Origin of the sequence: Legionella sp. 227 (assembly GCF_043161935.1) — a bacterium.
In the GTDB taxonomy this organism is placed as follows: Bacteria; Pseudomonadota; Gammaproteobacteria; order Legionellales; family Legionellaceae; genus Legionella; species Legionella sheltonii.
Genome location: NZ_CP171154.1, coordinates 2333697 through 2358989 on the forward strand (window position 1 = coordinate 2333697; position 25293 = coordinate 2358989).

A 25293-nucleotide genomic window follows, 5' to 3' on the forward strand; every position below is an offset into this window, starting at 1 on the left:
AACAAAGCCCTTCGGGAGAGGGATAGGGGGAGGGGATAGTTACAAAAAATCCCAAATTTTGCCCCACTCACTAATGATCATTACAACGCATCAGGTAAAAATCCGCCAGCTTGCATTTTCCACATACGACTGTAATGACTCGGTATTTTGAGAAGTTCCTCGTGAGAGCCATCTTCAATGATACGGCCTTTTTCAAAAACCAGGATGCGATCCATTTCAGATAAGGTGGAGAGTCGGTGTGCGATTACAATGGTTGTTCTGTTTTGCATTAACACATGCAAGCCATCCTGAATCAATTTTTCAGTTAACGAATCCAGGGCTGAAGTTGCTTCATCTAGAATTAGAATTGGCGCATTTTTCAACATGGCTCGTGCAATGGCTATTCTTTGTCGTTGTCCACCCGATAATTTAATTCCACGCTCACCAACTAACGCATCATATTGTTCAGGAAGTCTGGAAATGAATTCATGGCAATGTGCTTTCTTTGATGCAGCAACTACTTCTGCATCAGTTGCATCAACACGGCCATAACGAATGTTTTCCATTAAAGTGCGATGAAATAAGGTTACATCCTGAGGAATCATTGCAATATTTTCGCGTAGTGATTCTTGAGTTACCTCGCGAATATTTTGTCCATCAATCAAAATTTTACCTGACTCCACATCAAACAGGCGAAGAATCAAATTGACAAACGTACTTTTTCCCGAGCCAGATAAGCCTACCAGACCAATTTTTTGTCCGGGTTCAATCACAACGGATTTATTTTTAAAAAGGTGGGCTCCTTCATCATAGTGAAAGCTCACGTTTTTAAATTCAATACGACCTTGAGTGACTGTAAGTGGCTGCGCATTCGGTTGATCGGTGATCTCATGGGGTTCTGAAATCAGGGTTAGGGCTTGTCGGCACTTGCCCAGTTCTTCAGCAAAATGTACGAATTGGCTCGCTAGGTACCATAAATTATAGAAAATACTCAGTGACAATGAAATGACGAAACTAAAATCACCAATCGATACTTGACCCTTACTGTACATAACGACCAACATATATAAGTTGGCAGCAATCAACACGATAATACTCACATCCCAATAGATACGCATTTTCAAGATAGTCCATTGCATGGTCTGATCCTTATCTGTAGTATCCTGGGTTGCATTTCGAATCACTTGACTCTCAAAGTCTGCTCTGGAAAACAAGCGCAGGTTGGTGATATTGCTTATGCTATCAACTATTTTTCCAACTAAAGTGGTTTTACTGGTCGCAAAAGAATTAGAAAGATCTTGCACCGGTTTAAAGTAAGCGAGTGCGACACCTAAAAAAGTAATGGCCCAAACAAATAAAATCAAAGCAAATATCGGTTGCACAAGCAGCATGCTGATAATCGCAATAATAAGACCGACAATTTGCGCGGCAGCATCATCGATTGTTGTAAAAATGGAGATGGTACCTGCGGTCATATCAGAGATTTTATTGGATAAACTGCCTGCAAAGTTATTTTGAAAAAAACGATGTGAATGCTGATTCAAATAAGCAAACATGTTATTAACCAGGTCATATCGTAAGTAGGGAAATAACTTCAATCGGAGCCAATCTGAAAGACGCATATCCACAGCAATTAAGATCCACAATGTAATGTACACGATAATATAGGGTCTTATGGCATCAAATAGGGCTGATTTATCGCCCGAAAATGCCGCAACCTTATCAATAATGAGTTTTAATACATAAGGAGAAAGGGCATTATTAATTCCCCAATAAGCAGCAGTAAGCAATAATCCAATAACATAGCCACGGTATGGTTTTATCAGACTCAGGAAAAAAGTGTTTAGTGAACTGTTTTTTTTATTCATAATCTCTACTCGGTTTTGGGTACAACTAAAAGGTGCTTAATCGCCCATTTTTGATTTCATATTGATCAGTGACCTGGATAGCATGCAAAAAATCAGCATCATGGGAAATAACTATCATGGCCCCAGGATAAACTTTGAGTACCTGAATGACATGAGCTCGTGTTTCTCTATCCAGGTTGTTTGTCATTTCATCCAAAATCAGCATTTTGGGAGTAATCGCCGCAATTTGTGCCAAAGAGAGCCTGGCTTTTTCTCCACCAGATAAGGTTGAAACCAAAGCATTAACTTCTTCATTTTTTCGAAATAAAAAATCATTTAGATGCTCCCTTATTTCGGTATAGGATTTATTCATTAAGTAACAGCTTATCGCCTCCCATACTGTTTTCTCTGCTGGCAGAGTCGTGTAATGTTGATCAAGGTAGCCCATCTCATCTGTTTGAGGGACCGTCCAATTTCCTGTTTTGATGACAGACGGACTACCTAAAATGGCTCTGAGTAAAGTGGATTTACCTGAACCGTTATCGCCACAAATCGCGATCCGATCTCGTGCTTTTATTGAAAAGTTCAACTCACGCAAAATAGAGTTGTTTTCAACATAACCAACAGTACCCTCGCTGATTGTTACTAAGGTCTGGTTGGTTGCAACTCCATGCACAGCAAATTTGGGTTGAATCGTTTCTGGCAAGTAGAGTGCTGATAAACGTTGGCTTAGCTCTTGTTTCTTATGGCTGATTGCGCTTTTTTTACGTCCGGAAGTCTCTTGCGCATTCCTAGCTTTACTCTGTGACACAATGGTTGGCCACTTCCGCTGTTGAATGTGTTTTTCACCTTGAGTTCTACTGCTCTTAGCTCGTACTTGTTCTTTCATCATGTCGACATGCAGTTGCTTTTTCTGACGTATCAGTTCGGCAAGTTCACCTTCAATCGCATGGCGCTGAATCGTGATTTCTCGCAAGTAATCCTCATAACATCCAGTAAAAACATTGATTTTACCTTGATCAATATGCCAAATCGTATCCACAGTGGATTGCAATAATTCGATATCATGGGTCACCATAATTAAGGTTCCTCGATAATCAGAAAGCATTCTTATTAAAGAATGTCGATTTTTACGATCCAGGTGATTACTAGGCTCATCGAGCATTAAAAGATTTGGATCCGCAGCCAAAGCCTGCGTCAATAATTTTTGAAAACGTTGTCCTCCACTTAATGAGTTATATTCTTCAATGACTTGGGGGACATAACCTATATTTAATGCTTGAGGAAAATGGATGTCACCCTCGGTTGGCTGAAGCAATCCTGCAAGTATTTTGAGCAGGGTTGATTTTCCAGTGCCATTGCGTCCAATAATTGCAATTCGACTGCCGTTGTAAACTTGGCCACTGAAGTCCACAAAACATGTTTTGTGGGGGAAAGAAAGACTAAGATCTTCAAATCGAATAGGCTTATGCATCATGTAACTCTCTTAAGTATTCTAAATGGGCAGTGATTTTGACTGCATCCGTCATCGCCCGAAATAAAGGGCGTACTTAAGAAATAATGTCCATGATAGTTTAAGCCTCTTAGAGATGTGCTTGTTAGATATTGGGTACAATTCTATCCGATTGCATGATTATCTGTCAATACTCAGGGAGTAGGGGGCTATATTGCTTCTTCCAGGTGGGGAATCAGTTCCTTACAATGTCTCATGACTCGTTGTTCTTCTGGAGGTAACTGCAAATAATCACCATATTGTTGAATCAGGAACGCTTCCGCGTTACGAGGGATATTAAATTCTTTGGTTTCAAAAGAGACGCGCTGCAAAGGATAGATTTCTTCTTTTTTAATTAAATTTTTGCCTACGCAATTATAACCTCGTCCTATATATGGGCTATGACTGGCATTTGCTTGATGGATGATTTTCTGCAAACTCCACTCAAGCAGAGGTTTAGGAAAAAATGAGGCGATCAATTTATAGAGGGTAGGATAGTGTCCTATTTTTACTTTACTGTATTTAGTGCTTAATAAACGGGAGAGCTTTTTAGCATAGAATTTGTATCGCTTACGTTGTTTTGGGTCTACTGGCATCCTGTCATAGACAAATACATCAATAAAGATACCTTGAACGTACGGCTCATTCCCTTTTTCGTGTTTTTCAATAAAACGACTGGCACGATCCCTGATTTTTAAAGGAGTAGCCATATTAAAATAGCCTGGGTCGCTATGGATTGTTTGCAACCACATCCAGCTTGGAATCTCTGATGGAGCAACACGTAGAAATTGTTCATAGCTGGCGCGGGGCATGGCAATATCCACATCATCATCCCAGGGAATAAACCCTTGATGGCGGACAGCACCTAAAAGAGTTCCCGCATCAAGCCAATAATCCAAACCATGTTTTCTACAGATAGCGTCTACTACTTCCAGCATAGTGAGCATTTTTAGCTGCGCTTGGCGCAATCGGCCATCTTGAAATGCAGTATCTGCTGAATAGGGATTTGAATTTTTTGCTAATGTCATAAATTATTCTTCTTATAATGACAACGGCAGCTATATTAGCAAAATAATTTTGAATCATTAACTATTATGGGAAAAAATTTATAGGTAGTGGTTTAAGGCATTGAGTTTAAAGTAAATTGTAAAAAAATCTGTTAGTAGGCTTTAATATCACATAATTGATTAAAATTCTTTTCCATTTTAGAGGCTCCTGCAGCTGATTCTGTTTGATTAAAAAATCTAAACCTATCCGTTGCAAGATAATGAATAAAACCAACTAGGGGGTAGAACACAATAAGAGAACACAGGGCTACCCCAATTTCTGCCCAAATGTAATTGGAGTCTCGGTGAAAATTAAGCAATTCTTGATTTTGGTCTAAAATTTCTTTGCATTGTTTGCTGCATGCAGCGAAAGCGACTCTTTGTTGTAGAGGAGGCATCATAGCGGCTTGATACGTTTTCTGTCTTAGGTTGTGTGCCAGCTCACAAAGTTCATTTCCTTCATTTTCCTGATCATAGGACATCAGGAATTTTCCTTTATTTTCGAGATGCCTGAGGTAGGCATAAATTTCATTTAACTGTTTTTGTTTCTCTGTGTTTTCCGTAAAAACTGGATAAGGAAAAGGACAAAGATCAATATTGTGTTTGATTAGAGACTCTTTGCATTGTTCGACAGCCTTTCTCATTGGCGTCAAATTACTCGCATCAGATTGTTTTACTGCACTTAATAAATCCTGTCGCAATTCTTTTGCTAATTCGTCGTGTGTTTCTGCCAATTGTCTTAAGTAGGCAAGCATGCGATCCAATGGTTTTTGGGATTTTAGCGTAGGTGCCATAACTACTTCATCAAGCATTAAGTAATCACTGAAACGATTAGATCGCATATTGATTAACGCATTGATGATTTCAGGTCTATCTGGTTCATTCGCCCATATCGCGCATAAGAAATCCCATAATGACCCAACATCATAGTTGAGCCAATCGATATTTAATCTCGGGGAGTAATGCGCGAGGCCGTAGTCAATAACATTAACGGTAAAAAGGTTTTGTGATGACAAGGGATCATAATGTATTAAAATGTTTCCTCCATGAAGATCCTTATGAATGAGTTTTCTATCAATAAGCTGTTCTTTGATTGCATCTGTGATTGCTTTAGTTAATTCTAATTTTTTCTCTCGGGTTAGCGTTCGAGAATATTGATGTAAAAAACTAGTGAGCGTTTGACCAGGCATTTCCTTCATTACCAGGTAAGACTGGGTTGGCGCTTTCATATGTAAATGTTCGGCATAATGTCCAGCGTTATACTCGCACAAGGCATCATTAGGATCTAGAAACTTTACGACTCGATGTTTGTCTTGAACCTGGAAGGTATCTGTTTTACCCCGGCTAATGGTGCAGGAAATGCGATAAACTGATCCATATTCTCCTGCGCCGAGACGTTTTGTGGATAGCATTTCATAAGCGTAGCCCTGAGCAGGATTTTTTCTTTTTCTTGCAAATACAGGTTGCTGAAATGTGTACGAAGTGCCGTTATAGGTAAATACTTCATTCGGCCTCCAAATCTCTTTCCCTAAGAGACGCTGAGACTCTAGATAATCCCAAATCCATTCATTATTTGCAATATTTTGCGAATCGATAATAAGAGGCATAACGAAAGCATAAAATTAGCTCAAATAGTATTATAATTTGATTTTTATTAAGTGTATTCAAATTTTACATTTTTGTTATAAACTGACATTTATCAAATCTCTGATAAGGAAAAACATGGTGCAGTTATTTACTGATATTGGCCCAATGTTGATTCAATATAAAGAAGCGAACCCCCAAGGTCGACAAGCCATTATGTTGAATAAAATGGCAGACATCAAAAAACTTGCAGGTAAAGTGACTCATCAGAGCCAAGTAAAGGCGCATTATAAAGAGTTAGCGTATGCCGCAACATTGATTAATTATGCTGATGTTTTGCAACGCATGGAAAATCAGAACTTTTTTGAAATTTTATTCGATTTTTATAATATGGAGATGGATGACGAATTAAATGCCTGGTTTGAATTTGGTAATACTCCGGGGCAGATGAGATTGAAACATCCAATCTCTGAGTATACGCCAGAGATTTGGGAAAAATTTCGTCAAGCCCAAAAAGCCCATTTAAGGAAAACGAACACATCTCATCTTTTTAATTTGGATCAGCTCGATATTGCTCATCCTCCCGTGAAGCAACTCTATCCTATTCAGATTCAAATGGGTGGATCGCTTGAAAATGAAGCGGTGGATAGGATTAATGTCGATGCACAGGGTCGAATTCGTTTTGCAAAACATTATGGTTCTTATCTATTACCCGGAGGCGGGATGATCGAAATAACCAACGTTACCAAAATTGATGATTGGGAGCGGAAAATGTTGGAGGAGCATCTGGAGGAAGAGCATGCGAATCTTTATTTAAAAGCGGGCGAATTCTATGATCAACTAACTCCAGATGATTTCAATGCCGCATTAACCAAAGTATTTTCGAGCAAACAAACTCAATCTTTATCTCCAGAGTTATGTAGTTGGTTGCACGATCAAATGGTTACGAAAGGAAAAAATTCTGTTCGTCTGCACAAGATTGTAGTTAAACTCGATAATCAAATAGAGGCGATGAAAAAGGAGGTACAAACTTCGCGAAATAAGACTATAGAAAATCAGGTAAAACAACAAAATAGACTTAAATCATTGATGGAATTACGTGCTATAGTTCAGGTGCAAACTTTCGAATTAAGCCCATTATTTACTGAAGCATTGGAATACATAAAGAACAACTCAATTTGTGTTGATATTCAGCAATATTTAGATACTCGAGTACTTGGTGGTTCACAAATCTCCCATAGCTTTATTATGAAAGGAAAGCCTTTAGAGGATTGGTTTGCAGCAAAATTTAAAGGCATTGATGGCGAGTGCGGGGATGATATATGTGGATCTGAAATTGAACGATTGACTTTATTTGAGGCGTTGGGCAAATTTAGAAAAATTAAATTCTCCCATTTATTAATCGGGTTAGCTGCTTATGAAGAATGTCTCGATAAGGGAACATTACTTGTAGAAAACATTTGGAATGAGACGCAATTTCTAAATGCTCGCAAAATGATACTTAACGAATCGGCTAATTTATTTCCAACGTCATCTCAAGTCTAGCGAGAGATCTCCCATCCATTAGCACTCTTCTACGATATGGAGATCCCTCACTAGGCTCGGGATCAGGGGATTTTTTAATTATGGAAGCATTGATTTATCAAAAATTAAAAACGAAAATAACCATCCAACTTTTCTCGAGCAATTATTGTGTAAAATGAGCCTTCTATGTCAGACCCTTTAAATCGTTATTATCTACAGGCTATGGGAATCGATCTCTGGGAGCGACGTAGCTCGCATCCTTCCAGTGAACAAGGATTATCTGCCTTAGCTAAAGAAGTGGCTGCTTGCACTCGATGTTCTTTACATAAAACGCGGACGCAAACTGTTTTTTTCCGTGGCAGTCCGAACGCAAAATTAATGATTATTGGTGAAGCTCCTGGCTTTTATGAGGATCAGCAAGGGTTACCTTTTGTAGGTAAAGCAGGAAGTTTATTGAATCAAATGTTACAGAGCATTGAAATGCAGGAACAAGATGTCTACATCGCCAATGTTTTGAAATGTAGACCACCCAATAATAGAGATCCTCAGATTGAGGAAATTACCCAATGCAGTTCTTATCTCGCACGGCAAATTGAGCTGATTGAGCCGCATTTGATCTTGGCTTTAGGACGCTTTGCGGGTCAATTTTTACTTAATCAACCACTGCCGCTGAAACAATTGCGAAATACACTCCATCATTACAATAATATTCCTTTTATCGTGAGCTATCATCCTGCTTATCTTTTGCGAAATCCCGCCGATAAGAAAAAAGCATATCTTGATTTATTAACTGTAAAGCACATGTTAGTAAAACAGAAGGGATAAAAACTTTGTATAAAAAATTTAATATTTGATACGTATTTTTACGTATTGATGCAATTTAAATACGTTTTTATACTATGAGTAGATTCAAAGCTTATTGGAAGCCACGCATAGGAGAAAAATGATGAATCAACCTAAACGTATTTTTATTGTCGGTCTACCTGGTGCTGGCAAAGGCTTATTCGCAAAGCTTCTGGCTGAAAAACTGGGCTGGGAATTTATCGATGTGGATCTTGGAATCGAATATCATATGGGCCGTACTTTGCATGAGATTTTGGGTGCAGAGGGACAAAGAAATTTTTATCAATGCCAAAAGGAAGTATTGATAGGGTTACAAGCTAAAGAACATATTGTAGCAACCACCGATGCCAGCATTATTTGTGATGAAGCAATTCGAGAATTGTTGTCATCAGAGGTTGTCGTATTTTTGCAAGTCAGTACTGCCGTACAAATAGGACGAGTTTCACGAAATCCTATGCCATTATTAACGACTGATCTCAAAACTTTTTTTGATTCGCTGCATAGCGAGCGCGATCACTTTTTCGAAACTACAGCAAGTATCTCTCTTGATACGGATGATAATGCTTTGGAAGAACATGTATTAAAAACGCTTAAGCGCGTTGCTGAAAACACAACAGAAAAAGCCAAACCGGTCTCATTAAACGAAAAGGATATGGTGCTGTTTCATAAAGCGACCCATTTACCCATGCGTTTATCAGAACAACAAGCCGTCTGTCTTAGATTACTGGCTCAGGGAAAAAGTTCCAAAGAAATCGCCCGGGAAATGAATATCTCTTACCGAACTGTAGAAGGAACTTTAGCTAAAACGATGGAATTATTAGGCTGTTCTTCCAGTAAGGAATTAATTGTTTTATATCATGATAAGCCTTGAATATGTTTGCTAAAAAATAGATCCTTCTTAAGCCCATTTACTAAACGTTTATAATCAGTTTTGTGACATGTACTGAATGGCTTGAACGAATGCTTCATCAGAACAATTTTTCTGAGGGGCATCCACTTCCTTACATAAACCACTATGAGGCATTAGCCCTTTACCTCGCTTCATACTGTATAATAAATAATCCATGGCCGTTTTATATTCTGTGGGATTTTGTTTCGCTTCCAGCGCTGCGTTTTTAAAACGTACACCCCATGCTTTTTTATCAAAGGCGGCAGGAGCTTTCATTCCAACTGCAAATTGAGCTGCATGACAATTTTGACATGATATCTCATAAGTTGTTTTACCCAAATCTTCAGCAAATGACGCAGTATGAACGGCATACAATAAAATAATCCATATTTTTTTCATTTTTTTCCTTATTTGGTTTATTCCTTTAAGCATACTCTAATATCGGAACTACTCAAGATTTCCTTGTTTGCTTTCTCTATTTTTGTAATTCATGCACTCTATTTAAAAATAATACTATAATTTATATCAACACTTTATTGTTCACCCAATCAATGCTGGAATGCTCCCAAGGATATTCACTATGAAAGGAACTGAGAAAACAAACGCTTCAACTCGACACCTAAAGATTCAATCTACTTCTCCAGCCGAGAGTGGGGCTAAGCCTCAGTACGAAATATTTAAGAATCAGTTGGATGATTTTTTTTATTATATCAATAAATTATATCAGGCAAATCTTGGTAAGATTACTATGGGAATGAGTCCAGCTGTAATCGGGACTTCTCATTGTGCTTGGCTTTTACAATTAGCCCAATCACCTGGGCATTTGTTAGCACTGGCTTTTTTTCACATCACACATTCCGATGAGTTTCTTACGCATCTGCTGTGTGATAAGCAACCAGCACAAGGGACTGACGTTCGTTTTCATAAAGAGAATTGGCAATTGATGCCTTGGCGATTTTATGCAGAAGTTTTTCTTCAGAGCGAAGAGTGGTGGCGATTTGCAACACGAAAAGTTCCTGGCCTTTCAGGTCGAGCAGAGCGTACGGTTTCATTTTATATTCGCCAGTTACATGATGCCTTATCGCCTTCCAATTTTGTAATGACCAATCCTGATCTTTTTTATGAAACGATTCGCTCCGGTGGGGTCAATTTGATTCAGGGTACAGAGCTTGCTATTGAACATACTTTAAGAAGATTAGTCGGTCTACCTCCCCCGGGGGCTGGAAAGTTCAAACCGGGCAAGAATGTTGCAATTACCCCTGGCAAAATCGTGTTTACTAACCATTTGATTGAATTAATTCAATATGAACCACAAACAGAAAAGGTTTTTAAAGAGCCAATACTTATATTACCAGCATGGATAATGAAATATTATATTTTAGATTTATCTCCTGGAAATTCTTTAGTTAAATGGCTTGTGGGGCAAGGACATACGGTATTCATCGTTTCATGGCGTAATCCGGATGAGAAGGATCGGGATTTAGGAATGGATGATTATTATCGCCTTGGTGCAATGGCAGCAATCGATGCAGTGAGTTCTATTTTACCTAATACTAAAATTCATTTAATGGGATATTGCCTGGGAGGAACTTTAGCGATGATCACTGCTGCTGCGATGGCACGAAATAAAGATTATCGCCTTAAAACCCTTTCACTTTTGGCTGCACAAGGTGATTTTACAAAGGCAGGCGAGTTGATGTTGTTCATTACAGAGAGTGAAATAGCATTTCTCAAAAATATGATGTGGGAAAAAGGGTATCTTGATCCCAAACATATGGCCGGTTCTTTTCAAATGTTAAGGACTTATGATCTGATTTGGTCAAAAATGATTGATGATTACATGACAGGCAAAAAGCGGGGGATGATTGATTTACTGGCCTGGAATGCCGATTCAACTCGAATGCCCTATAAAATGCATACGGAATATCTTGAAAAATTGTTTCTGAATAATGATTTTGCTGAGGGACATTTTAAGGTCGAAGATGAAGTAGTAGCTCCCAGAAATGTTCATTTACCTATTTTTGCAGTAAGCACAGAACATGACCACATTGCCCCTTGGGAATCTGTATATAAAATCCACCTGATGATGCATACGGATATTACCTTTGTGTTGACCAGCGGCGGTCACAACGCAGGAATTGTCAGTGAACCCAACCATCCCGGACGTTATTATTCTATTCTGGAAAGCAAAAAGACGATGCCTTATATAGGACCGAAAAAATGGCTCAGTAAAGCAAAAAGAAGAGATGGTTCCTGGTGGACTGCATGGCATCATTGGTTGGTAAACAACAGTTCGCAAAGGTTTGTTTCACCTCCAGAGCTGGATTCTTCGTTACCCTCCGCACCAGGAACTTATGTGCTGCAAAAATAAAGTAACATCAAAAACTTGCAGTCAGCTCTTGGTTGTAGGAACGGAGTGTGTTAAATTTGATTTTTAACACTTTTTTTAATTCTCTATGATGAATAAACTTTCAATTGCAACAGCCTGCGTTATCGCAGTTATTTCTATCAATACTTTTGCACATACACCCAACTTCAAGGTTAACTTTAAGAAAACCTATTGTGGTAATGTGGAATTTTTAGGGAATGCAGGGAACAAACGCCCCCATTTACATTGCGGTGAAACTTTTATTGCCTACAAAAAAGCAAATGGTGATCATTTAAATCTCACCGAATTCGGCTCTTGTGGGCGAACAAATTCAGTTTTTGACGATGTTAAAGAGAATAGGAATGCATTTGCAGATTATCAAGGAATATATAGTGCATTAGTTTCTTACCATCAATCGGGATGCCCTAATCAATTGACTTCCAATTAGCAGGATGGTCAAAACAGTGACCCTCATCAATAATCGCCTAGCTCATTGGTGATGTTTTTGAAAAACTGGATGTCATTCCTGACTTAGCAGCAATGACATCCAGTGTGACAATATTCTTATTCTTCCAGGCTATAACGGGACCCACTTGGGAGTTGGGTGTAATTTCCTCATTCGCATTGTCGTGCACCTCCCTGATAGGGAGCGAGAATTAAGATCAACAGCTAAATATTACTCAAGTAATTCCAGGACTTTCTCGGGGGGGCGTCCAATAACTGCTTTGTTTTGGTAAGTGACGATGGGACGTTGCATTAATATGGGTTCTTTGACCATTGCACTTAATACTTGAGTTTCATTATCCAGAGATAATCCAAGTTCTTTAAAAACGTGCTCATCGGTACGAACAAAATCCTTAAAAGCAAAGTGACTCTTTAATGCGTTTAATTGCTTTAAACTAAGTGGGGTTTTAAGGTATTCAATAATTACCGGTTTAAAACCTTTGCTTTGCAGAAGTGCCAAAGTTTGTCGTGATTTGGAGCATCGAGGATTATGATAAATAGTAATATCTTGCATATTTTTTCTCATTGTTACCGAGATTCTATTTTGCACTATAACATGTTCTCTGTTCTTTATCTTTAGTTTTGGCTGTCCGTTTTACAGTCCTAGGGCAATTGTTTATTGACTCAAGAAAGAATCTCCTTTTTACTTATCCCAAGGTTAATTATTGAATAGATTCTTATGCAATTTACTATTGTTCCCATCCAAGAAAAACATATTGAAGCTTTTTGGAACGCTGTAGATAGTGTGGCACGTGAACGTAAATTTTTAGCTTTTTTAGAAGGGCCTCCCATCAAATTAACTCGAGATTTTGTTTTAGAGCATATTAAAGAGGGGTGGCCTCAAGTGGTCGCGATGCATGAGGATCAGGTGATTGGTTGGTGTGATATCAGCCCGCTTGATCGACCTGTTTTTGCTCATGTTGGTGCTTTGGGGATTGGTGTGCTTGCACCCTATAGAGGACAGGGAATAGGTGAGAAATTATTAAGCACGGCATTGCAAATGGCAAAATTAAAGGGGTTAACACGGATAGAGCTTACTGTCCGGGAACATAATTATGCGGCAATCTCATTGTATGAAAAATATGGTTTCGTCAAAGAAGGAGTCCATAAAAATGCTGTCCGTATCGATGGAGTATATGAAAATCATATTTTTATGGCATTACTCTTTGAATAACGATTGCCATTTAATGAGTGTCAGTTACAAGTCGCACGCCTCAATGCTGTAATTTGACGTACTGTGCTACTCACTACCACGTCATCCCTCGCTACCCTCGGGATGATGTGAGTTTAATCATCGAGTTTGTCTTTATTTAAGGGAAGAGGAATTGGTTTTGTATAGTGTTTATAAATGTTCCACCTTTTCTCCGAAAACTCTTTTGGAGTCGTTTTTAATAAGAGGAACGTTAAAAACTCAGCGCATACTGTGGGAGGTATCAAGGTCTTTTCTTGATATGCTCTCTTAAATTCATCAGCTAATGGAAATAATTCTACAGGACATTCCCGTAAATTTTTTTGCATACCGGTATCTACTTCACCTGGAATAACATCAGTCGCCACTATTCCCTGGGGTAATTCAGCCTGTAAGACGTTCGTCCACATGTTGAATGCTGATTTGGAAATGCAATAAGCGCCTGCTCCTGCAACCGCCTTTTCTCCAGCTACGGAAGTGATATTTAAAATGCGGCCTCCTTGCTTGGAGAACAAGGGAAGCATACTTTGAGTAAGTAACATGGGCGCAATAAGATTGGTTTCAATTATTTTTCTTATATCAGCTGCCGTCGCCTTATGTAATAAGCCCAGAGGGGAAATAATGCCTGCATTATGAATCAAGTAATTGATATTCGATGATTTCATTTCATTGGCAATTCTTTTTAGCCCTTCATCAGTAGTAATATCAGCAGGTATGGTCTTGATTTTTTCTGGATGTTTCTCTTTTAATTTAAGTAACTTCGTATTATTTCTGGCAATCGCAATTACGGTAATGCCTTGAGAGGCTAATTCTAAAGTTAATGCATGCCCGATACCACTGCTCGCTCCTGTAATCACTGCAATGTGTGACATTGAATGCTCCAGCACTTGATTTGAATGAAAAAAATCCTTATTTCTTACCTGAAGAAACCATTGTGAGATTTCTCATCATGATATTGTGGATTTAATTCATTTTTTAAACTGGTCAAATGGGTTTTCATATCAATCACTATCCTCTTGACATTGGTAAGTGTTTGGTCGTAAAAGCCCTTTCTCGATAAATTATTGATTCTTGTAATTTCATTATCAAAAATCTTGGCAACTTTAGTATAAAAATCATCATTCTTAAGATTTGCTTTATTTATAAGACCGATAATCCTATATTCTCTTGGGACTATATCATCTAAGTCACAAAAACATTTATCAAGAAGCACATCACAAACTTGTACATCCATTTCAGAAATTTCATCCTCTTGAATGGCCTCAATCTTTTTTTGAAACATATCAAGACACTCTATTTGAAAGGGGGGAACTTTATTTTGAAGTGAATTTCTTGTTCGATTTAAAATTTTTAATAACATTTCTCTTGAGTTGGGCATAATTTTATACCAATCCATCGGTTAATTTCGTGTGGAAAGCATAACATTGCTGAATGTAATTTTCACTTTAATGGTAAGGGATTTTATTGAGTTTGATTCATTTGGAACGAATGAGTTAATCAATAAATAAAGCGGCTAATCTTTAAATTTTAGCCGCTTGTGACTAAACCCTTTTTACCTATTAGCATTGATTTGTGGGTTTGTCTTGAGGAACAGAAGGAGTGGATTCCTCAGGATTGACGCGCTCAAAAAAGCCAAATGAATCCAGACTGGGATATTTTGAATCAGATTCCGGTCTTCGATTATACCCAGGCAGTTGTTCTTGATTCGTATTATTGGGGCTTTTCCATCTCGTTATTGCCTCAAGAACTCGATCTAATATTCTTCCTAAAGAAATTAACCATTGAGGAAAGTGTTTTGATTTGTGTTGTTCAATTTCATTTTGTTGACTTGATGCAGGTTGGCTTGATTTTATTTCTTTATATTTATTTAAAATCAATTCCATTCCAGCCATATTCCGTAAAAGTCTTTCAGTGTCGCGTGTAAAATCATCTATTGATGAACTTTGTTGAGGTAACTCTTTTTCTAGTTGCTTTTTTACACGCTCAGCAATTGGATTTTGTTCTACCAAATCCTCAATATAAGCATTAAGGTTTGCTAATTTTTCACGATATAAATCTATTTCAATACCCCATCGCTGTAGAAGTTTTTCATTTTTTTCAAGATAACTAAAATGGTGCTTTAGCAAATCTGTTTGGAGAAATAGGGCTTTTAGAAGTTGCTCATAACCTTCATCATTTGGAAGTAATGATTTTAGTGTTTGTTGTGATTCCTCAATACTTCCAAATAACTCATCAATTAATTTTTGCGATTTATTTAATGGTCTAAGAACTATAGAAGCATTGATCTGATAATTTTCAATAAATTTACTCCACAGCAAATCATTTTTACTAACAGACTGAATCAATTGGTGTTGATAAGTTTTTTCATTCTCTTTGGAAAGCTGTTGGTTCGAAACTTTCCACCAATAGTTAATGGATGCAGCAATTAATTCACAATCTGAAGTTTGAAAAATATTCATCATTGTTACTTTATTTGCTTCAATAATTCTATTTAATGAATCTTGATCCTCTTGGCTTAATGCTTCTTTGATTTGTTCATGAATATTATCATCTAATAGTTGAACAGCAGTTATTTGGATATTAATTAAATCAGCCTTACATTCAAAATAAGCATCTATTTTTGGCAATAAATCATGCTGAGAATCCTTACCTGCTAAAGCATCATCTCCTTTTAAGAGATCTTGCATTTTTAAGGCCAAGCGCTGCCTTTGGGCAGTCAGTTCTCGAACTTTAGAGAATTGTTGTGTGCTGGTATAACTTTCGTAATAACGACAAAAATCTTTGAGTTCTAAATCAAAAGTACCCGCAACACGTTCTTCTTTGATGTCAATTTGATTAGGATTCTCCATATTTGGTAAATAAAGCCGTCCAGTGAAACCCCATGGATTTCTAATGCGTATCATTTTAATTGGACGCATTTCATCAGTATCCTGATCTACAGGACGGATTGTTTCAACAACATCAACAATTGTATAAGCATGCATTGCTCTTAAGCCTGGTACTTTTTCATCGTATCTTTGGGGTGTGCCTGCTGTTAAAGATTCACCTTTCGCGATTTTCAATTTTATGTCGTTAAAAATACTCAGCTCTTCAGGTGAATAAATTCCACTAAATATTTCTTGATTATCGCGCCTTACCGCTTTTTCTACATCTTCATGATAATAAGTAAATAATTTTTGTAAGATATCAATTATTTGGTTGTTTTTCTCATCTTGTGAAAAATGCGATATTAAGTGTTCAAGGCGCTGTTGACCATTAGCATCTTGAGAGTATATTCTTTCCCACTCTTCCTTGTTTTCTGAATAAAAATCGATTAATTTCAAACAGTTTTCCTGTGCGTCCTCCTGACCAAAAATTTCTTCAAATGCTCGAATTCTTGTTGATAACATTTCTGTAATAATTTCATCCGTTCCTGATTGGTGCTCTGCCCCTAATTCCTCTTGCATGATTTTTTTCTGTTGATTTAACACAGTTAGTTGTTCAAGCTCATCAGCAAAAAAGTTACCTATATCCCAAGCAAAAAATTTATCATAATTAATATATTCTTCTTTAGCGTTACAACCCGTTAATACTTTCAACGCAGTAGACTCTGAACCGCCTTTCAGAGCACCACTCATGGAGGGATTAGTGTTTCCAAAGAGCTCAGGAACAGACGCTGCTGCTTTCTCGAGTATATCGACCCATAAGCCCGTATGCTTATTTAAGCTACCTTGCTGGTCTACAATATAGGAATTTTGTACTCGAACATAAACTGGTTCTAACGTTTTAGGATTGAATAAACGAACGGTTGTTGTGCCATCATCATTTTGTCTCAGCATACTACGAATGTAGCTGGCTCCATCAGGTTGACTTAAAATAGCTGCCAGTGAGGCTAAAAAAAAGCAATCAGGTACCTTGTATTGCTTAACATCTTCTATGGAGGGTGATCCCTCACCAAATAAAGGAGCATTGGATTGCTGATATTGTTCAATGTTATATCCTAAATATTGCTCTGGATTATCAAGTTCAACTTCGCAACTAGCTTTCTCATCAATGGTAATGTTTCTTTGATTTTCAGGTAAGTCATCACGACTCGCACCGATTGGTACATAAGGAGTTAATCTAAATCTCTGTACTTCTCCTGGCTTATCTAAATTCAGTGGCTGTATTATTGCCAAGCTATTCTCTTCTAATGATTTATCATTAGGTAATTGAATTGTTTTTTTGATTTTTCCTCGAACTCCCGGGAAAACTAAAGGAACGGCAATGTTGGCTGGAACAACAAGACTTCCATGAGTTTTAAAATTAAGTGGCAACATACTGTCTCCAATGAAGGCGATAAGGGGTTATAATTAACTATATATAATACTCTATGATTATTAAAAATACATTAAGAGGTGCGGTGGCCAAATACTCATTAGCATTTCCGCACATTAGCGCCATATTTGTGCCATCCTTTTGTTCCAAATATTTGCCTATTAGCGTGATCCAGCTTGTCGTGAAAATAATGTTTAAAAAAATCTTTTTGTTAATCAATCCTTAAGCTTGCTTGTTTTACACTGATAAAAAGTGAAAAAGGAGACGACCATGTCAAACAAAAAATTAACTGAACGTTTGAACTATGAGCTTGATGAATTAGGTGTTCCTGAATTAATGACAGAGCGTGTTCAAGCATGTTCAAAGATGTTTCAGTTGCCCAAGTTTAAAATTGAAGCGCTCCTGCATGGTGTTGTGGCATTCGATGACAATACGATGCAAAGAATTGCTGATGAACTTGAAGTGAGCACGGATTGGCTGTTTGGCGACGTTGCTAAAGAAAAAACAAAGCACTAGGTAGACAGATTAAAAAAGTTCCCGTATCGAGCTTGATACGGGCTTCATGCTAGACTTCATAAGCAGTAACTAGGTCATTGATCAATCGGCGCGTCACCTCCGCAATTGCTTTTTCTATCTGAGGGGAAAGTGTTTCATCCAGCGTAATTGCATCAATTTCGATTCCATAAAATAAAAGGTTAGCAGGTAACTCATTAAGAGCACGGGCTAGATGAAGTGTTTGCAGGATGCTGATACCATGGGTCGAGAATCTATTTTCTGAATCGAGGATTGATTCATTTTTAAATCGATGAATGGTTCCAATTGTACTCCCTGATTTGACTGCATCAATGATAAAAACAGTATTGAATCCACTCATTAGCTCAATGAGTCGCACACCTGGCCGATCATGGTTTTCAATGAGTACAAGGTCTGCAAGATGAGGATGGTTTGATAGGTGTTGTTGTAACGCATTGGCTACCTTCCAACCTACCTGATCATCACCAAAAGGAGAACCAATTCCTAGAACTTTGATGATTTTCATTCTCGATTCACTTTAATCGTTAAAAAATGAGTGGAACATGAAATACAGGGATCATAATTGCGAATGATCATTTCACTGTAAGCACGTATTGAATCCTCATCCTGATCAAGGCCATATTGCACTAAAGAACGATGTAAATCCTCTTCAATACGTGCCTGATTTTGACTGGTTGGTGGTACGATGCGTGCCGATTTTACTTGTCCTTGCTCATTCAAGTGAATATGTTGCCACAAAGTCCCTCTGGGGGCTTCAGTACACCCAAATCCTATTCCGGCACGTGGTTTCACTTCAGGATGGGATTCTTTGGGAATTTTGTATTGTTCCATGATACGTATCGATTCTAAAACACAAAAATAGATTTCAACGGCGCGTGCAAAAATACTGTGATACATATTTTTGGAGGGAAAGTTTATTTTTAATTCCTGTAAAAGTAGATGGATAGGGGCAGGCAGGTGACCAAAACAATTGTTCACTCGTGCTAGAGGTCCTACCAAGTAAGGCTTATTTTGTAATAAACAATGCAAGGCGGTAGAGTATGGGACTTGGCTTTCTTTGAAATAGGCATCAAATTCCTCGATGCTGATATTTAAGCCATGATTGGAAACCAGTCTGCCCTCATTGAATGGATATTCTGTAGGATGATAAAGAGAAACATAGGTAAACTCATGTGAGTTATCCGGAAAGGAATGTTTTGCAAGCCAGCGAATTAATACTTCACAATCTTCAATGCGGGCTTTTGCTTTTTCTAATAGGGTGTTGATTTGCGTCAGAGAGGGTGCTTTATAAAATCCACCCACGCAAGCACCAACTGGATGAACCGAACGACCACCAAATAATTTGATTAAATCATTACCAAACGATTGCAAACGGATGCCCCGTCGTACTTCTTCAGGATAACTTTTTGCCATTTCTGGTGCTGACTTAAATCCTAAAAAATCAGGTAAAGCTAAAAAATGAATGTGCATGCTATGACTTTCAAGCCATTCACCGCAGTAAAAGAGGCGGCGCATCTCGCGTACCCAAGGGGAGGGTTGCAGACCAAAACAATGTTCAATAGCCTGAGTTGCACTCATTTGGTAAGCAACAGGACATATCCCACAGATCCGCGCTACAAGATCCAGAACTTCCGTATAACTTCTGCCTTCGAGAAATTTTTCAAACAATCTTGGTGGTTCATAAATTTTTAATTGGAGTTTGCTGATTTTACTGTTACGAATGTGCAGCTCAAGCGCTCCTTCACCTTCAACGCGCGCCAAAATAGGAACATTAATGGAAATGGTGTTACTCATTGCTTATTTTAATTCCCTTAAAATAAGCTCCTGCTTTGTTAAATGCAGGAGCTTGATTATTAATATGCAAAAATTTTTGCGCGATGGCTTCCTTTGATAAACCAAGCTGTTCAAACCAGTTACCCAAAGAGTTAGGATTTGGATTTTCTTTGGGGCCATAGCATGCATAACATCCCCGTCCTACTGAGGGACAAAGAGAACCGCAGCCTAATTGGGTTACAGGGCCCATACAGGGTTGTTTTTGGGTAACCAAAACACAAACATTGCCTTTACGTTTACATTCCATACACTCAGAATCTTGTTTGATGCGGGGCGTCGCATTGGATAATAAAAAACGAATTGCTTCCAATACTTGATTGCTATTTACCGGACACCCCCATAACTCCCAATCCACTTTCACATGATGGGAAATGGGTGTGGAAGTACTTAGGCTATGAATGTATTCTGGAGACGCATAAATACTGCTGACCCATTCTTTCGTATCTGCAAAATGACGCAAAGCCTGCACACCTCCTGCGGTAGCACAAGCACCGATGGTAATGATGAATTTACTGTTCTCGCGAATTTTTTTAATGCGTAGTTCTTCATCGGGCGTGGAAATGCTGCCTTCAACAAAGGCGATATCAACCTTGGCATCAAGATCGACCGCTCCCGCCTCCGAAAAATGAATCATATCCACTAATTCTGATAGCGTGATTAAGGCCTCTCCGGCATTTAAAAAGGCCAATTGGCATCCATCACAGGATGTAAATTTATGTACCGCCAAACGTGGCTTCATCGTTGCTAAAATCCTGGTTCATTAAATAATTCTTTGATTTCTGAATAGGCAAATACCGGGCCATCTTTACAAATAAAAACCCCTCCATATTGGCAATGGCCGCATTGTCCAATACCACACTCCATATTTCGTTCCATGCTTAAATATATATCATGTTCTGAAATTCCTCGTGGCGTAAGTACTTTGACTGCGGTATTCATCATCATTTCCGGTCCACACATCATCACGATGGTATTTACAGGATTCAGATGAAGTTTATCAATCATATCTGTAACATAACCTACAGCCCATGGCCATTTCGGTCCGGCTTGATCTGCTGCGATATGAATTACAGTATCAGGCGATTTTTGCCAAATTGCATACTGTTTCCTAAAAATAAAATCATCGCTGTGCTTCACGCCCTGCAGAATACTCAAATGACCGTATTGTTCTCGGCGCGCCAAAATGTATTCAATAATGGAGACCGAGGGGGCGCAACCTAGTCCTCCTGTAAGCACCACTACATCTTTACCTTTTGCTTGGTCAAGCGGCCATCCGCGTCCATAAGGTCCACGAACTCCTATTCGATCTCCAGGTTGGAGTTTTTGTAATGCTTTGGTCACTCGCCCTATGGCGCGAATGGTATGCGTGAGAATATCCTTTTTTTCCGGATCAGAGACAATGGAAATGGCAACTTCACCGACGCCATACAGATAGAGCATATTAAATTGGCCTGGATAAAAGAGAAATCGTTCATGATGATCTGGGTCAAGAAAACGCAAATGCAAGGTAAAAATTGAAGAGGACTCTTCGGTTTTCTCCATAATGATGGCTTCAAGTGGTAGATAGGGGTCGGGAATGGAGTTAATCACTTTCTTTTATCCTTACATTGGATTCACCAGAAATTGCCGCGAGTTCCTCGGTGATATCAATACCAACAGGGCACCAGGTAACACAACGTCCGCAGCCGACACAACCACTCGTACCAAACTGATCAAACCAACTGCCGACCTTATGCGTCAACCATTGTCTGTAGCGTTTATGGGTATTGTCACGAATGACTTTCCCGCTTAAATAGCTGTGGCCTGCGGTAAAACAAGAATCCCATTCGCGCTGATGTTCACTGCTTGTGCCATCTAAACTGGGCTTTTCCACCTCACTATGACAAAAACAGGTAGGGCACACTGAGGTGCAATTACCACATGATAAACATCTTTGTGCAACATCGTCCCATCTTGCGTGATGTAAATTGGCAAATAATAAATCCCGTAAACCCTGCTTATTCTCTAAGGGAATTCTTTTGGTTTGCATTGCTGCCGCGTGTTCCACATTGTGACTGGCTTTTTTACATTGATGGGCTTCCGCTTTGGGTAAATCTAAATTGGCAATCATTGCTTGACCCCGTTCGCTGCCAGTTTGGATTACGAATCCATCATCGATTTCAGTCAGCAGAATATCAAAAGGATTTCTGACTTCAGGTCCAGTTCCTGCGGAAACACAAAAACAATTATTTGAAGAATAAGAACAATTGACCGCAATAACCAATAACTGCTCACGACGTTTTTTATAACGAGGATCGGGATGGGCACTCTCAATAAACACTTTATCTTGAATACTCATTGCCGCTAAATCACAAGAACGAGCGCCAATAATCGCAATCGGTTGTTCTTCTGCTTGATGTGGTTGAAAAATTAATTTTCCTTCTTGGTTACGTTCTACTTTCCATACGGTTTCTTGGGGCTTAAATAGAAGCGGTTTGATTGCTTGCGGACCATTTGCAAAGGCGAATGCTTTATGTTCCTTAATTTTTTCTAATTGATAACTACCCGGGGTTTGTTGATCACGGACGCCCCAAGGTAATTGTTCGGCGTGTTGTAACACATCATAAACAATCGCTCCATCACGTACTTGAGGGCCTACACAGGAGTATCCTGCATCGTGCAGGGTGTCCAATAAATTCTGCAATTTCAAATAAGGCATGAAATAGCTTATTTTATTTGCTGTCATAAAATTCCTTTCACCTGGGTGCAGCACAATGTCACTGCCATTAAATTGAAGAGATCCCCGCTCACATTTTTGGGAGAGGGACGGGGGTGAGGCTCATTTAATCGCAAGTAATGTCCTCATCCGCCCTAAAGGGCACCTCCTCCCGTTGGGAAGAAGGGATATTCCCCTACATTAATTAACATTAACAAATTCGTGGTAATTGTTCACCCGCTAACCAATCGACAATTCTCATACCTCCAAGTTTTGTTTTAAGCTGCACAAAATGGTGTGGATCTTCAATCACTTCCCCTATGATTTCTGCATGCACTCCCAAAGGATGTGCTCGCATTGCAGCTAATAATGTATCTGCATCATCAGCAGCACAAACGGCAACTAATTTCCCTTCATTTGCGACATATAACGCATCAAGCCCTAATAACTCGCATGCACCGGCAACTTCCGTGCGGATAGGGATTTTATTTTCCTCAATCATAAATCCAACTTTGGATTGTATCGCCAATTCATTTAATGTGGTTGCCAGCCCCCCGCGCGTAGGATCACGTAAACAATGAATGTCAGGTACTGCATCAACCATGCAAGAGACCAAATCATGAAGTGACGCAGTATCCGATTGAATTTCGGTATGAAATTGCAAGTTATTTCGATGCGCCATAATCGCAACTCCATGATCGCCAATGAACCCGCTAATCAACACCCGATCACCTGGCTTGGCCCTGTTTCCGGAAATATGAACTCCTTCAGGAACTATGCCTATTCCCGTAGTGGTAATAAATACACCGTCTCCTTTCCCACGTTCGACTACTTTTGTATCGCCAGTAATGATGGCAATATTCGCTTGTTGCGCTGCGACAGCCATGGCTTCGACGATCTTTTGTAAGTCCGCTAATGGAAATCCTTCTTCGAGGATAAAACTGGCAGATAAGTATAAGGGTTTGGCGCCGGACATCACAACGTCGTTCACTGTTCCATGTACCGATAAAGAGCCAATATTACCGCCTGGAAAAAATAAAGGGGAAATGACATGGGCATCTGTAGTCATGACCATTCGACCTGCAGATATTGAAAAACAGGCTTGATCATTTCGTGCAGCAAGCCACTGATTATCGAAAGCAGCTAAAAACATTTGCTCAATTAATTGAGTCATAGCACGTCCACCGCTCCCATGAGTTAAATTAATAACTCCTTCTCGAACATTAAGTTTAGGTGTTTTTGGTGTATTCGTTATGATTGCTTCAGTCATCCATTCATCCGTCCATAAGCATATACTGCGGCACATGCACCTTCTGACGACACCATACAGGATCCCAGCGGATTCTCAGGGGCACATACTTTGGCAAATAATTTACATTCCATGGGTTTCTTTACACCGCGAAGTACGTCACCACAAACACACTGTTTGTGTTCTTGGGAGACAAAATCAGGAATATCAAAACGTTGCTCCGCATCGAATTCCGCATATTTTGCTCTGATTTTTAAAGCACTTTGAGGAATGAATCCTAAACCACGCCACTCAAACTGATCACGTAATTCAAATACGTCAGCCATTATTTGTTGCGACAGTAAATTTCCTTCGCGATTCACGGCACGAGTATATTGAATTTCTACCTCACACCGTTTTTCATTGATTTGTTGAATTAACATTAAAATGGAGTGCAGTAAATCCAAAGGTTCAAAGCCGGAAATCACGATGGGCTTATTGTATTTTTTGCACACTGATTCATAAGATTGACTGCCAATGATAATGCTGACATGAGCTGGGCCAACAAATCCATCGAGGCTGACGTCATTGGATTGCAGCAAGTGGTCCATGGGGACCGGTGTTAAAACATGATTACAAAAAACGCTAAAATTTTTGAGGTTCAGTTTACGCGCTTGTTGGATAATTACGGCTGTGGGGGGCGTTGTGGTTTCAAAGCCAATAGCAAAAAATATGATTTCTTTTTGCGGATTTTCTTTGGCAATTTTTAGTGCATCACTTGCCGAATAAATCATCCGCACATCAGCACCCGTTGCCTTGGCGTGTAATAGATTTTTTTGTCCTGAACCAGGGACTCGCAACATGTCTGCATAACTGCAGAGAATAACATGGGGTAATGATGCCAATGCCATGGCTTTGTCTGTGATTGCCATTGGTAATATGCAGACTGGACATCCTGGGCCATGGATCAGTTCCACATTTTTGGGTAACAAACTGGGTATTCCATACCGATGAATGGCGTGGGTATGTCCCCCGCAAAACTCCATAAACTGATAATGTCGATCCGGAGCAACGTGTGCAGCAATTTCTCTGGCCAGTGCTTTTGCAAAATCGGCATTCCTGAATTCTTCGATATATTTCATAAGGATTCATCCTTCGCCATTTGCGCAAATAAATTTAAAGTGGTCTGAGCTTCATGCTCATCGAGTCGTGTTAAAGCGTAGCCAACGTGAATAATGACATAATCTCCTAGAACGACTTTGTCTAGTAATGCAGTTGAGATTTCTTTAGTGATGCCACCTATATTCACTAGGACTTTGTCATCATCAAGAATTTGAGTAATTCGTGCAGGTAACGCCAAACACATAAGTTATCCTTTTTTTATAATATCTTGATCTTCATCTACCCAGCGGGCAGCTTCTCCCCAAGCTTCTTCATCCCGA

General features: G+C 39.0%; 24 protein-coding genes. 7 read left to right on the forward strand and 17 right to left on the reverse strand.

Going from position 1 to position 25293, the window contains the following annotated elements; genetic code table 11:
• Positions 1–80: 80 nt before the first annotated feature.
• The 4 genes from ACF8MK_RS10110 to ACF8MK_RS10125 all read right to left on the reverse strand — a co-directional run bounded on the left by ACF8MK_RS10110 (position 81) and on the right by ACF8MK_RS10125 (position 5971).
• Positions 81–1847 (reverse strand): ABC transporter ATP-binding protein, encoded by a 1767-nt coding sequence (locus ACF8MK_RS10110; protein WP_392536546.1) that lies wholly within the window; start codon positions 1845–1847, stop codon positions 81–83.
• A 25-nt stretch (positions 1848–1872) separates the two neighbouring features.
• Positions 1873–3303 carry an ABC-F family ATP-binding cassette domain-containing protein gene (locus ACF8MK_RS10115; RefSeq protein ID WP_392536547.1) on the reverse strand — a complete coding sequence of 477 codons (1431 nt, stop codon included), beginning with the start codon at positions 3301–3303 and terminating at the stop codon, positions 1873–1875.
• Between the two features lie 185 nt (positions 3304–3488).
• Entirely contained in the window at positions 3489–4346 is an 858-nt protein-coding gene (locus ACF8MK_RS10120; protein ID WP_392536548.1) for a phosphorylcholine transferase LicD, read from the reverse strand.
• A 131-nt stretch (positions 4347–4477) separates the two neighbouring features.
• A complete protein-coding gene (locus ACF8MK_RS10125; protein WP_392536549.1) occupies positions 4478–5971 on the reverse strand; it encodes a protein kinase in 1494 nt (497 codons plus the stop codon).
• 115 nt (positions 5972–6086) lie between these two features.
• Here ACF8MK_RS10125 and ACF8MK_RS10130 point away from each other — a divergent pair, with 115 nt between their 5' ends.
• From ACF8MK_RS10130 to ACF8MK_RS10140, 3 genes are all read left to right on the forward strand, one after another.
• Positions 6087–7493 (forward strand): hypothetical protein, encoded by a 1407-nt coding sequence (locus ACF8MK_RS10130; RefSeq protein WP_392536550.1) that lies wholly within the window; start codon positions 6087–6089, stop codon positions 7491–7493.
• 165 nt (positions 7494–7658) lie between these two features.
• On the forward strand, positions 7659–8297 hold the full coding sequence (locus ACF8MK_RS10135; RefSeq protein ID WP_392536551.1) for a uracil-DNA glycosylase: 639 nt from the start codon (positions 7659–7661) through the stop codon (positions 8295–8297).
• Positions 8298–8418: 121 nt separating this feature from the next.
• On the forward strand, positions 8419–9186 hold the full coding sequence (locus ACF8MK_RS10140; RefSeq protein WP_392538947.1) for a shikimate kinase: 768 nt from the start codon (positions 8419–8421) through the stop codon (positions 9184–9186).
• A gap of 54 nt (positions 9187–9240) precedes the next feature.
• On the opposite strand, the gene ACF8MK_RS10145 is transcribed toward ACF8MK_RS10140, so the two are convergent.
• Complete coding sequence (locus tag ACF8MK_RS10145) at positions 9241–9603, reverse strand: c-type cytochrome (protein ID WP_392536552.1); 363 nt, start codon at positions 9601–9603, stop codon at positions 9241–9243.
• A gap of 181 nt (positions 9604–9784) precedes the next feature.
• Here ACF8MK_RS10145 and ACF8MK_RS10150 point away from each other — a divergent pair, with 181 nt between their 5' ends.
• Both ACF8MK_RS10150 and ACF8MK_RS10155 read left to right on the forward strand, forming a co-directional pair.
• Positions 9785–11575, forward strand: coding sequence for a PHA/PHB synthase family protein (locus ACF8MK_RS10150; protein WP_392536553.1), 1791 nt, complete (start codon positions 9785–9787; stop codon positions 11573–11575).
• 85 nt (positions 11576–11660) lie between these two features.
• Complete coding sequence (locus tag ACF8MK_RS10155) at positions 11661–12020, forward strand: hypothetical protein (RefSeq protein ID WP_392536554.1); 360 nt, start codon at positions 11661–11663, stop codon at positions 12018–12020.
• 228 nt (positions 12021–12248) lie between these two features.
• Here the strand turns inward: ACF8MK_RS10155 and arsC are convergent, their stop codons facing one another.
• Positions 12249–12590 (reverse strand): arsenate reductase (glutaredoxin), encoded by a 342-nt coding sequence (gene arsC, locus ACF8MK_RS10160; RefSeq protein ID WP_392536555.1) that lies wholly within the window; start codon positions 12588–12590, stop codon positions 12249–12251.
• 165 nt (positions 12591–12755) lie between these two features.
• On the opposite strand from arsC, the gene ACF8MK_RS10165 reads away from it, so the two are divergent.
• Positions 12756–13250, forward strand: coding sequence for a GNAT family N-acetyltransferase (locus ACF8MK_RS10165; RefSeq protein WP_265702688.1), 495 nt, complete (start codon positions 12756–12758; stop codon positions 13248–13250).
• A 113-nt stretch (positions 13251–13363) separates the two neighbouring features.
• On the opposite strand, the gene ACF8MK_RS10170 is transcribed toward ACF8MK_RS10165, so the two are convergent.
• From ACF8MK_RS10170 to ACF8MK_RS10180, 3 genes are all read right to left on the reverse strand, one after another.
• The gene (locus tag ACF8MK_RS10170) at positions 13364–14137 is read right to left on the reverse strand and encodes an SDR family NAD(P)-dependent oxidoreductase (RefSeq protein ID WP_392536556.1); all 774 of its coding nucleotides are present in this window, start codon (positions 14135–14137) and stop codon (positions 13364–13366) included.
• A 44-nt stretch (positions 14138–14181) separates the two neighbouring features.
• Entirely contained in the window at positions 14182–14661 is a 480-nt protein-coding gene (locus ACF8MK_RS10175) for a hypothetical protein (RefSeq protein WP_392536557.1), read from the reverse strand.
• Positions 14662–14824: 163 nt separating this feature from the next.
• On the reverse strand, positions 14825–17563 hold the full coding sequence (locus ACF8MK_RS10180) for a C2 family cysteine protease (protein WP_392536558.1): 2739 nt from the start codon (positions 17561–17563) through the stop codon (positions 14825–14827).
• 268 nt (positions 17564–17831) lie between these two features.
• On the opposite strand from ACF8MK_RS10180, the gene ACF8MK_RS10185 reads away from it, so the two are divergent.
• Positions 17832–18077, forward strand: coding sequence for a hypothetical protein (locus tag ACF8MK_RS10185; RefSeq protein WP_265702691.1), 246 nt, complete (start codon positions 17832–17834; stop codon positions 18075–18077).
• A gap of 49 nt (positions 18078–18126) precedes the next feature.
• On the opposite strand, the gene ACF8MK_RS10190 is transcribed toward ACF8MK_RS10185, so the two are convergent.
• The 8 genes from ACF8MK_RS10190 to ACF8MK_RS10225 all read right to left on the reverse strand — a co-directional run bounded on the left by ACF8MK_RS10190 (position 18127) and on the right by ACF8MK_RS10225 (position 25217).
• The gene (locus ACF8MK_RS10190) at positions 18127–18600 is read right to left on the reverse strand and encodes a hydrogenase maturation protease (protein WP_392536559.1); all 474 of its coding nucleotides are present in this window, start codon (positions 18598–18600) and stop codon (positions 18127–18129) included.
• The gene (locus ACF8MK_RS10195; RefSeq protein WP_392536560.1) at positions 18597–19889 is read right to left on the reverse strand and encodes a Ni/Fe hydrogenase subunit alpha; all 1293 of its coding nucleotides are present in this window, start codon (positions 19887–19889) and stop codon (positions 18597–18599) included. The genes ACF8MK_RS10190 and ACF8MK_RS10195 overlap by 4 nt, the downstream gene beginning before the upstream one ends.
• Entirely contained in the window at positions 19882–20667 is a 786-nt protein-coding gene (locus ACF8MK_RS10200; protein ID WP_265702694.1) for a sulfhydrogenase subunit delta, read from the reverse strand. The genes ACF8MK_RS10195 and ACF8MK_RS10200 overlap by 8 nt, the downstream gene beginning before the upstream one ends.
• Before the next feature lie 5 nt (positions 20668–20672).
• Positions 20673–21470, reverse strand: coding sequence for an FAD/NAD(P)-binding protein (locus ACF8MK_RS10205; RefSeq protein WP_392538948.1), 798 nt, complete (start codon positions 21468–21470; stop codon positions 20673–20675).
• A gap of 40 nt (positions 21471–21510) precedes the next feature.
• On the reverse strand, positions 21511–22653 hold the full coding sequence (locus ACF8MK_RS10210) for a 4Fe-4S dicluster domain-containing protein (RefSeq protein ID WP_392536561.1): 1143 nt from the start codon (positions 22651–22653) through the stop codon (positions 21511–21513).
• 181 nt (positions 22654–22834) lie between these two features.
• Entirely contained in the window at positions 22835–23893 is a 1059-nt protein-coding gene (gene hypE, locus ACF8MK_RS10215; protein ID WP_392536562.1) for a hydrogenase expression/formation protein HypE, read from the reverse strand.
• A complete protein-coding gene (gene hypD, locus ACF8MK_RS10220; RefSeq protein ID WP_392536563.1) occupies positions 23890–24993 on the reverse strand; it encodes a hydrogenase formation protein HypD in 1104 nt (367 codons plus the stop codon). Before hypD ends, hypE begins: the two co-directional genes overlap by 4 nt.
• Positions 24990–25217 (reverse strand): HypC/HybG/HupF family hydrogenase formation chaperone, encoded by a 228-nt coding sequence (locus tag ACF8MK_RS10225; protein WP_265702698.1) that lies wholly within the window; start codon positions 25215–25217, stop codon positions 24990–24992. Before ACF8MK_RS10225 ends, hypD begins: the two co-directional genes overlap by 4 nt.
• Positions 25218–25293 lie beyond the last annotated feature (76 nt).